This window comes from Acinetobacter sp. YH12102 (assembly GCF_013419125.1).
In the GTDB taxonomy this organism is placed as follows: Bacteria; Pseudomonadota; Gammaproteobacteria; order Pseudomonadales; family Moraxellaceae; genus Acinetobacter; species Acinetobacter pseudolwoffii.
Genome location: NZ_VPAS01000010.1, coordinates 118,627 through 128,733 on the forward strand (window position 1 = coordinate 118,627; position 10,107 = coordinate 128,733).

9 protein-coding genes are annotated in these 10,107 nt (G+C 42.7%); 4 read left to right on the plus strand and 5 right to left on the minus strand.

Annotated features, from left to right (window positions below; all coding sequences use genetic code 11):
- Positions 1–99: 99 nt before the first annotated feature.
- Positions 100–702, minus strand: coding sequence for a hypothetical protein (locus tag FTU42_RS10795; RefSeq protein ID WP_005173841.1), 603 nt, complete (start codon positions 700–702; stop codon positions 100–102).
- A gap of 528 nt (positions 703–1,230) precedes the next feature.
- Complete coding sequence (locus FTU42_RS10800) at positions 1,231–1,776, minus strand: glutathione peroxidase (RefSeq protein ID WP_005173845.1); 546 nt, start codon at positions 1,774–1,776, stop codon at positions 1,231–1,233.
- A gap of 191 nt (positions 1,777–1,967) precedes the next feature.
- Here FTU42_RS10800 and FTU42_RS10805 point away from each other — a divergent pair, with 191 nt between their 5' ends.
- Entirely contained in the window at positions 1,968–2,864 is an 897-nt protein-coding gene (locus FTU42_RS10805) for a DMT family transporter (protein WP_005173847.1), read from the plus strand.
- 441 nt (positions 2,865–3,305) lie between these two features.
- Here the strand turns inward: FTU42_RS10805 and FTU42_RS10810 are convergent, their stop codons facing one another.
- The 3 genes from FTU42_RS10810 to FTU42_RS10820 form a co-directional block, all read right to left on the minus strand.
- Positions 3,306–3,875: an L-threonylcarbamoyladenylate synthase gene (locus tag FTU42_RS10810; RefSeq protein WP_180078447.1), complete on the minus strand. Its 570-nt coding sequence runs from the start codon at positions 3,873–3,875 to the stop codon at positions 3,306–3,308.
- 41 nt (positions 3,876–3,916) lie between these two features.
- Positions 3,917–5,056, minus strand: a complete 1,140-nt coding sequence (gene dprA / locus FTU42_RS10815; protein ID WP_100329712.1) for a DNA-processing protein DprA — start codon at positions 5,054–5,056, stop codon at positions 3,917–3,919.
- Positions 5,057–5,148: 92 nt separating this feature from the next.
- The gene (locus FTU42_RS10820; RefSeq protein ID WP_005094531.1) at positions 5,149–6,303 is read right to left on the minus strand and encodes a LysM peptidoglycan-binding domain-containing protein; all 1,155 of its coding nucleotides are present in this window, start codon (positions 6,301–6,303) and stop codon (positions 5,149–5,151) included.
- A gap of 119 nt (positions 6,304–6,422) precedes the next feature.
- On the opposite strand from FTU42_RS10820, the gene def reads away from it, so the two are divergent.
- The 3 genes from def to FTU42_RS10835 all read left to right on the plus strand — a co-directional run bounded on the left by def (position 6,423) and on the right by FTU42_RS10835 (position 9,545).
- Complete coding sequence (gene def, locus FTU42_RS10825; protein ID WP_005173860.1) at positions 6,423–6,953, plus strand: peptide deformylase; 531 nt, start codon at positions 6,423–6,425, stop codon at positions 6,951–6,953.
- 92 nt (positions 6,954–7,045) lie between these two features.
- Complete coding sequence (locus FTU42_RS10830; RefSeq protein WP_005173863.1) at positions 7,046–7,459, plus strand: DUF2946 family protein; 414 nt, start codon at positions 7,046–7,048, stop codon at positions 7,457–7,459.
- Positions 7,460–7,529: 70 nt separating this feature from the next.
- Positions 7,530–9,545: a TonB-dependent copper receptor gene (locus FTU42_RS10835; RefSeq protein ID WP_180083386.1), complete on the plus strand. Its 2,016-nt coding sequence runs from the start codon at positions 7,530–7,532 to the stop codon at positions 9,543–9,545.
- Positions 9,546–10,107: the final 562 nt, after the last annotated feature.

The following is a 10,107-nucleotide window of genomic DNA, read 5'->3' on the forward strand; positions in this document are numbered from 1 at the left end:
AAGCTTTTAATTTAAATTAGTTTTTATAATAAATCACAGTGTAAAGCAGATAAGGCGATTGAGGAAGATGCTTTCCAATCTATCGCCTTAGATGAAGGTTTAGGTATTCTCCTGTTCAGTCGTACTGTCTGATTTTTGCTCTGGATTCTGGATCAGCAGCCCCGCCAGTTTGATCATTTCAGCTTGCACATTGACCATCTGCGATTCAATTTTTTTCAGGTCGATCTGGCTTAAATCCATGTCACCATTCAACAGCGGTGAGGCCAAGACTTGCTGATTGGCACTCATGATATTGCTGCGGATCTGGTCAATTTCCTGACTTTTTAAGTTCAGGTTGCCGAGTACCTGATTAAAGCTGTTGAGTTGCTGTTGTAACTGGGTTGCGGTGGACTGCAGTTGCTGAGTATCCTTGGCTTCTACTGCACTTTGTAGCTCAGTCTGAGTCTGCTTCAACTGTTCCACATAACTGCCTGCTTTCAGCTGTAAGTCAGCCACATCACGAACCATATAAAACATATTGCCCGATCTAAGCTCAGTTGGTGCGGTAGCGCCAGTTTGCGGCTGGCTGGCAGTGTCAAGATCGGAACTACGAGTTTCCGCTTGCTCAGTGGGTGCTTCAACTGCCTGTTCACATCCCATCAGTAAAATCCCTGAGCTAAATAATGCAAAAGGAAGAACGGCATTGGCAAGAATCTTGGACATGGAATCAGGGTCTCGGTGCAGGTGGAAATATTTCATGATTTAATATAGGGACAAACTATGGAGATAAAAAAGATTGTTGCAAAGTTATAACAAATTTACTGAAGCGCAGACCGTCTTCGATTAAAAATGCTTAAAAAATAAAGATAAAACTCACGTTTTCAACTCAATAAATTGTTTGGGCTGTAATGATGTTAAGAAACGGAGAGTTCTGGATATGCATGCTTACATTCTCCCTATTCACTTGATCCAGTACGGGTTTCTCATACGCGTAGAATGCATTTGATATAGAAAATACGCTTGCTTTTACTCAATGGTTTATTGCTTCAAGTGTATTGTTAATCTAACCGAGGATCATTGCAGATTAGGCCTGTTAGATTGATGAACAGGCGACGAACTATAGCCAAAAATAAAAGTTGAGGGCGAATTATAGATAGGATTTATATGAATTATTATGTATTTAGCTCGCTGTGTTTAAATTACAAAGTAAGTATCTATTGGGTAAATACATACTTACTTTGCGATGAGCAATTATTTGGCCAGTTCGGCATTTACCGCATCCACAATTCGCGGATCATCTGCAGTAATGTCAGGCGCAAAACGTGCAACCACTTCGCCATTCTTATTGATCAGAAATTTCTCAAAGTTCCATAACACTTCAGGCGGTTGGTTTGGAGTCAGGCCATAATCGACCAGATCTTTCCACCACGGGCCTTCACCGATCCGCTCTGGTACAGCTTGAGTCAGCGTGGTATAGAGCGGATGCTTGTCTTCGCCCGCCACAGAAATTTTAGCAAAGAGCGGGAAGTCGACCTGATAATTGACAGAGCAGAATTCCTGAATCTCTGCTTCGCTACCCGGTTCCTGCTCCAGAAAGTTATTGGCAGGGAAGCCCAGAATTTCCAGACCTTGCATTTTTTTGTCTTTATACAGCTTTTGCAAACCTTCATATTGCGGAGTCAGACCACATTTCGATGCCACGTTCACCACAAGCAATACCTTGCCCTGATACTGGTTTAAGGTGGTTTCCGGGCCTTGAATGGTTTTGACTGGAATGTCATATACAGAGCGAGTCATTAGATTTCCTGTTTATTCAGACTGAATCGATCTTTGTTTTAACGGGTATTTAGATTCAATACAAGTAACAGCAGCTGAAGCAGGAGACTTCAATCGGTAAATTGCCTGAATATCATGTGAAAAATCTATTATGCTAGGGTGCGCAAATAGCAATCGCTAAATAACAAGACAAGCAACACATGGATGAGGGTATGACACAGCAGCACAAAGCAGTCTGGTGGGCGATGGTATTGCCATTGGCTGCAGTTTTTATTTGGTCCTTAAACATGACGGTGACACGTTATGTGGCGGATTATATTTCTCCCATCAGTATCAGTTTTTACCGCTGGGTACTGGCACTGCTAATTTTAAGCCCATTTCTGTTGCCCAAGGTCAAAGCAGCCTGGCCAGAGATTCGCCCACATCTTGGACACTTTGCAGTTTTGAGTGCCTTGGGGATGGTGCTGTATCAAGGATTGGCCTATAGCTCTGCACACTTTACCACTGCGACCAATATGGGGCTGATCAATGCCTTTATTCCTATTTTTACCATTATTGTGGGTATTTTCGTCTTAAAAATTCGCCCGACACAGGCTGCGGTACTGGGGAGTCTGCTGTCTTTTATTGGGCTGATGTATGTCATGGCCCAAGGGCAGGGGTTGCATTTCTTGACGGTGGGCGACAGTTATATCGGTGATTTGCTGATGCTGATCGCAGTATTTTTCTATGCCTGCTATGGTGTCTTGCTGAAAAAATGGCAGATTCAGATTCCACTGTTGCTGAGTCTGTATATCCAGATTTTTATGGCCTGTCTCTATCATATTCCATTGGTACTTTACTTCGGTCTGGACAGTATCAATAGCCATAATGCAGCCAGTATTGTTTATGCCGGAATTTTTCCTTCTATTTTAGCCCCGTTTTTTTGGATGATGGCGGTACAGCAACTCGGTCCAAATCGTAGCAGTATTTTTATGAATCTGATGCCGGTTTTTACCGCGATAGTCGCCTATCTCTGGTTAGGTGAAGCCTGGACCATGTATCACAGTATTGGAGGTGGTATCATTTTACTGGGAATTATATGGGCACAATATCCGGGAAGAGCAAAGTGATAAGCTAAGGAACAGTTTATCAAGATATTAATTGTTTGAATATTAAGCAAACAATCAAGGTTTTTTAATTGAAATAGCCTGTTAAATCCTAATTTTTAAATGTGAAAATAAATATAAAAATCTTAATTTATTTTAAAACTGGAATAGAAAGAGCAAGATAGTTTGAATTTTGGTTAAAAGTTGCCTAGTATTAATAGAAAATATGTATTAATTGAGTTTTTTATTGTACTTGTCGTTGCACTAATTTTCTCTCATAATGCATCCATCGAGAATGATTAAACATATTTTTCCTTGTTTTATCAAACTCCCAGAGATTTCTGAACCCTCTGGATGTGATTTATGCACATCCTTTTTTATGCTCAACCATCCCTATATGGTTGAGCTTTTTTTTGTCTTAAAACTTTAGTCGAGCTTGAATATCTGAGTCGACTGAGAACCAACTTAGTCGCGAATAATCGCCCCACTGACGGCGTCAATAATCCGGCTCGGTTGCTGGCTTAACCCTAAGTCACCATTCAGATAATTCAGATTCTGATCAAAGTAGCGAATCGCATCTTGCAGTGAACGTGCCGGTTCCAATCCTGCAGGATTGGCGCTGGTAGACACAATAAAACCGCCAAAGGCCTGACACAGTGCCATACAGAGTGGATGGTTGGTAACGCGAACCGCCACTTTGAGATGATCGCCCTTAATCCAGGCCGGAATCTCCTGATGCGCGGGAAGCAGCCAGGTGGTGGCGCGTTCAGCGGGTCTGTCATTGCTCCAGGATTCAATCACTTGTTCACGCATTTCTGTAGTTAAATCTTGCAGCAGATGTTCCACCTGTGAAATATGCGCTGCCAATAGAATCACCCCTTTTTCAATCGGGCGCTGTTTCAATTTTAAAATCTGATGAAATGCCTGTTCATTATAAGGGTCGCAACCCAAGCCCCAAACAGCCTCTGTAGGATATGCCAAGACTTGTCCGTCTTTAAGACATGCTGCTGCTTCAGCAACAGAGGTAGTAATCATGTGAATACCTTATACAAAACAACAAAGCCCTATTGTGAACTTTATTTCAGTGGACGACAACGCTGATACATGCCCGCTTGTTGAGTACTCAAGCCGAGCAGCTCAAGTTCCATCAATTGACTGGTCAAGGAAGATACTTCCTGTTGTAAATGAAAACTGAGCTGATCCAGACTCTGTCCGACCCAATCGAGTTGATTATAAAGATGAATTAAATGGGGCGGGATAGTGCGCTCTTGCTCAGGATAAGTATCTTTTTTGAAGTGATTTGCATTCGCTTGCCACTGTGTTGCTAGGGCTAAATCCTCAATCACTTGCTGTGGATGGTCAATTAAAATTGCACCTTCACGAATCAGTTGATGACAACCTTGATGATGTTCACTGTAAATATGCCCCGGAATTGCAAATATGTTCTTGCCTTGTTCCGCTGCCCATTGTGCCGTAAGCAATGAACCACTTTTTAACGCGGCTTCTGCCACAATCACCCCAAGACTTAAGCCGCTGACAATTCGGTTGCGCCGTGGAAAATGCTGCTGCAAGGGTGGGGTAAAAGGTAAAAACTCAGTAATAACTGTACCACCGTGGTTAATCATTTGCTGACGTAGTGCTTGATGTACAGCAGGATAGGTCTGTTCGATCCCTGTACCCATCACTGCAATCGTTCGTCGATGTTGTAGCGCAGCCCGATGTGCTGCTTCATCAATCCCTTGTGCCAAGCCACTATTAATATAAAAACCTTGCTCACTCAGATAAAAGGCAAAGTCATAGGCGACTTGCTGTCCGTGCGGACTTGGCTTGCGACTGCCAACAATTGCAATTTGTGGCTGGAGTAACTGATCTGCATGTCCCTGCCCGAACAGAATTGGCGGCTTATGCTCATAATGACTCAGTTGTTGTGGATATTCAGCATCTGTATGCAAAAGCACAAAATCACTGTGCAACTGAATCTGTTCTAGACTGTGCTGAAAATGGGTTTGAGATTCGCTGCTTTGAAAGTCTTTCAGGCGTTGAATATGATTTTTATGAAGGCCGAGCTTTTGCCAGGTCTCGATTTGAGAACAATGGACTGCATCCGCAAGATCTGCATAATGCCGACTGATTTTATAAAAGCTGGTGAGGGAATGTTGCACCAAATACCACAGCGTGATGGCATTGATTTGTGATGTCGACAATCTGTTCAACATAGTGAGACCTATTTTTGCGTCTTCTTATTATTGGTATGAATGAAAATAATTGAGATGATGCTGATCTATCAACATCATCCCACTTTGCAACCTTAGTCTTCTAACAAAGGAGGCTGAATGCCGGCACCCACTTTAATTGGAAGCTCGCTATCCAGCACATAGGCATAGCTCAATTGATCGAAGGCTTTAAAGACCATGACCTGACCAATACGCTCACCTGGCAATTGCACCCGTTCTTTAGTCTTCGGATCAGTCACCACTTCACCTTTCTGGTTTACGCTAAAGACATGACCTGTCTGAACGCCATGTGCCGTACCACGGTCAAGGGTGACGACACTATGACGTGCTGCAGTACCAATCGACCCCAATACACGCACAATCTGACCACCAGGCACAATACTTTCTGCATTGGTTGGGTAGAACAGCGTCGGTAACATCGGGTCGTATTCAGCGAGTACGCGGTCACCGCGACGCACCTCCGCGTTATAACTGTCAGTCAGCTCCAGTGTGGTTACCTCACCTTCACTACGTACCGCAATACCAGATGCCACCTGTTGCAGCTCGAGTGCAGCAGTATATTTCTTGCCATTGGCATCGGTAAATACATAAGGCTCAGCTTCACGATAAACGGCATAGCGTTGACCAACGACCAGACCGTTACCACGTACATAGACTTTCTGGCCTTTGCCCGCCAGTACGCGCTGATCTGCAGTTCCAAGAATGTATGGGGTGCCTTGAACTGAATCAGGCGCCATCAGGGTATAGCGCTCTAGCCACTGTTTGATATGTTCTAGTGGAATCACTGGAATGGTATTGTTTAAAGATTCAACCCGAATCTGAGGTTGCAGAGAGGTGCTGCCCAGATAGCGGCTGATAATACCGTCACAACCATCACCTTCATCTTTGCCAATAATCGGACGGCCCTGGTAATCACACATCAACAGGCGATCGCCCGGGAAAATCCAATGTGGATTTTTCACATGCTTGTTGCTGGCCCAGATTTCAGGCCAACGCACCGGGTTTTTCAAAAAGCGTTTTGAGATGTCCCAGAGGGTATCGCCTTTTTTGACCACATAAATATTGGGTGCACTGGCTTTTAATGCCGGCGGATTGACATTACGTGCAGGTGCGGCCTCGGCAGAATGAATAGTCCCCATACCGACACCGACACAAACGGCGAGTGCCAGCATCTGATTTTTAAACCCCAAGGCACTAAAAAATGGCATGCCCTTCAAAACCTTTTTCATTATCATAATTCCTAAAATTATGTGCGTAGTTGCGTTATAATAACGATCTTACACACATTTTTTGATGAAGCATTCCCTTCATTTGGTTTTTTGATCAATGGCATAATTGAGGACGCAGTATGGCCTTATTACCTATTTTAAGTTTCCCGGATCCCCGTCTTCGTACCATTGCACAACCTGTCGAAGATGTGACTGATGAAATTCGTCAGCTCGCTGCAGATATGTTTGAAACCATGTATGAAGCACCAGGTATCGGACTTGCCGCGACTCAGGTGGATCGTCATATTCAGCTGATTGTTATGGATCTGTCTGAAAATAAAGATCAACCGATGGTGTTTATTAACCCCAAAATTACACCATTGACTGAAGAAACGCAGCCCTACGAAGAAGGCTGTCTATCAGTTCCTCAAATATACGATAAAGTTGACCGTCCGTCACGTGTAAAAATCGAGGCAATTAATCTGGAAGGTCAAGCATTTGAACTCGAAGCTGACGGACTTCTCGCTGTGTGTATTCAACATGAAATGGATCACTTAAGTGGCAAATTATTTGTTGATTATTTATCGCCATTAAAACGTCAACGTGCACGTGAAAAAGTAGAAAAACTGGTACGCCAGCGTAATAAAGACAAGGTGGCAGTTAAACGCTAGGATATTTTTTTAATTTATTTTAATGATCCAACAAAGCCCAATTCTGATTGGGCTTTGTTATAATCGACATGAGCATATTTTAGGAGTGGCCTGTGTTTTTACGCGCGGGGCTGCTATTTGCATTTGCAGCTGTGTTTCTACAGATTGCTGTATTTTTACAGCCTTTGTTACCGACGCAATATCAGGTTGCTCCGGTCTGCGAAACCATCACGCGTGCGCTTCTTATCGCGACAGACGTTCATACACAGCATAGTGCCAGTGAACATCACCATTTCAAAGTCCAATCTGGTCATATTCAGCATGATCATCATGATGCCAATCATCAGTGTCAATACTGTACGGTTTATGCCAATTTAGTCTTACCGCCGGATCTGGATATCAAACAGGTACTTGACCGGATTCAGGTACGTTTAATTGCTTATCAAAAAACCTTTAAGCATGTCTGGTTTGTCCTTCAGCAGCTCTTTTTAATTCCTCAGGGACGAGCGCCGCCACTGCCTGCATAAACCTGCATTTTTCGCTTGGGTTGTTATTGACTCAAGCCATGCTTTTTTATGTATTCAGTGAGATAAAAAAATGGCTCAGCCTAAATTTTTTTTACAGCCACTTGCGGCTGCGATTTGTGTTATCTGTTATTCACCAGCCACAATGGCAAATGAAACGATGCCCGTGCAAACTTTGGCACCGATTGTGGTGACTTCTACAGCAGGTAATGATGCCAATGGACTGATTGTCCGTGCTGATCCGAAACAGCCGATTCAACCGATTCCGGCATCAGATGGTGCAGACTATTTACAAAGCATTGTCGGTTTTAGTGCGGTGAATAGCGGTGCCGGCACCAATGGTGATGTGACTTTCCGGGGTATGTTTGGTTCAAGAATTAAAATCCTAACCGATGGCACCGAAAACCTGGGCGCCTGTCCAAGTCGTATGGATTCGCCGACCTCCTATATTTCTCCGGAAAGCTATGACCGTATTTCGGTGATTAAAGGACCGCAAACAGTTCAGTATGCCAATACTGGCTCTGCGGCCACAGTAATTTTCGAACGTACACCGGAACAGTTTAAAGATGATAAAAACTATCGTGGTCAAACAAGTGTCTTGATGGGTTCATTTGACCGACTGGATCAGAATATTGAAGTGGCAGCAGGCGATGAGCAGAAATATATCCGTCTGAATACCAACCGTTCTGTATCTGGCAGTTATAAAGATGGAAATGGCACCATTGTTCCTTCGGATTGGGAGCGCTGGAATGCGGATCTGGCTTTAGGCTGGACACCTGATGAAAATACCTGGGTAGAACTGACCGGTGGTAAAGCGGATGCTGAAGCAGTCTATGCTGGTCGGGCTATGGATGGATCGAAATTTGCCCGTGAAAGTCTCGGTCTAAAGCTCGAAAAGAAAAATATTAGCGATGTGATTCAAAAGATTGAAGCACAGGTGAACTATAACTTTAATGATCATGTCATGGATAATTATAGTCTGCGTGAGTTTCAGGCTAGTCCCATGATGAGTATGCCCATGGCGAGCAATGTTGCGCGTAAAACATTGAATGCTCGTATGGCAATGACCAATGAATGGAATAAATTACAGCTGATTACTGGTATCGATAGTCAGAATAACCAACATACTAAACGTAACGGAAGTCTGATGACGCCGTATCAAAATCAGTCACGTACTAAAGATATGGAATTCCAGTCTGTTGGGGCTTTTGGTGAGCTCAGTTATCAGCTTAGTGATAACAATAAGCTAGTGTCTGGTTTGCGTCTGGATCAGGTCAATGTAGAAGCAGTGGAGTCAAATCAGGAACGTAAAGAAACTCTACCGAGTGCCTTTGTACGTTTTGAAAATCATCATCCCGAGCATGACGATGGTAAGACCTATATTGGCGTGGGCTATGTCGAACGTATGCCGGATTACTGGGAATTATTCAGTCCTAAAACAGGGAATGGTAATACCAATACCTTTAAAAGCATTGATACTGAGAAAACCCTACAGTTGGATTTAGGTTACCAACATGAACATGGAAACCTAAGTTCATGGGTATCTGCCTATACAGGCTTGATTCAAGATTTTATTTTGACCAAATACAATGCAAACGATCAAGCTGAAACACGAAATGTCGATGCTGTCATTGCAGGTGCAGAAGCGGGCATTGGTTATCAGTTTAGTGATGCGATTCAGGTTGATGTCAGTGCCATGTACGCATGGGGTGAAAACACCACTGATAATACGCCGTTGCCACAGATTTCACCTTTAGAGGCTCGGGTGAATTTACGTTATATCCAGGATAATTATACTTTGGGTGCTTACTGGCGTTTGGTCGATGGTCAAAACCGAATTAGTGAGCGTGAAGGGAATATCGTTGGTTATGATGTTAAGAAAAGTGCAGGCTTTGGCACATTGTCTTTAAATGGCACATATCACTTTGCGAATGGGGTAGATCTTTCTGTGGGGGTCGATAACGTTTTAGATAAAACCTATACCGAACATTTAAACAAAATGGGTAATGCGGGTATCGGCTTATCTGCAACAGAACAATTCAACAATATTGGTCGTAACTACTGGGCACGTGTCAGTATGAAGTTCTAATTGTTGTCCACTATTCTAAAAAGCCATTGCTCTTAAGCAATGGCTTTTTTAATTTTAAGGTCGGAGTTTATTTTGCATATTTAAATAGAGTGCCAATTTCTAGGAAGAAGGCCGTATAAAACAAGTTTTGTCTATATAAGCGTCAGGGCGGTGAAGAATAAAACAAGAATTGACTACGCCTTAAGCAATAGGGAGTGCGTAATAAATGATTTTTTTAAATAATTTCAATTAAAACAATTACTTGTAATTGCTTGGGCGAGAGTTCTTAGCTAGATCACATGAAAATCAAAAATAATTAAAATAAATTTTATATAAAAAACAATTATTTATATTTTTATTGGTTTATAAAACAAACACACGATAAAAAATCTTTGCAAGAAGTGTTGCAAGCCCTCTGAAATGCTGTAGAATGCACATCCATCGGCAGTGATGAAAATTAAAACTTCTGATAAAACAGTAACTTAGCACGAGGTGTTAAGATTGGGTTTTGTTGGTTAAGTTCAAATTAATTTGAATTACGGATTGACACTTTAGAAATTCAGTGTAATATAGCCGACCTAGC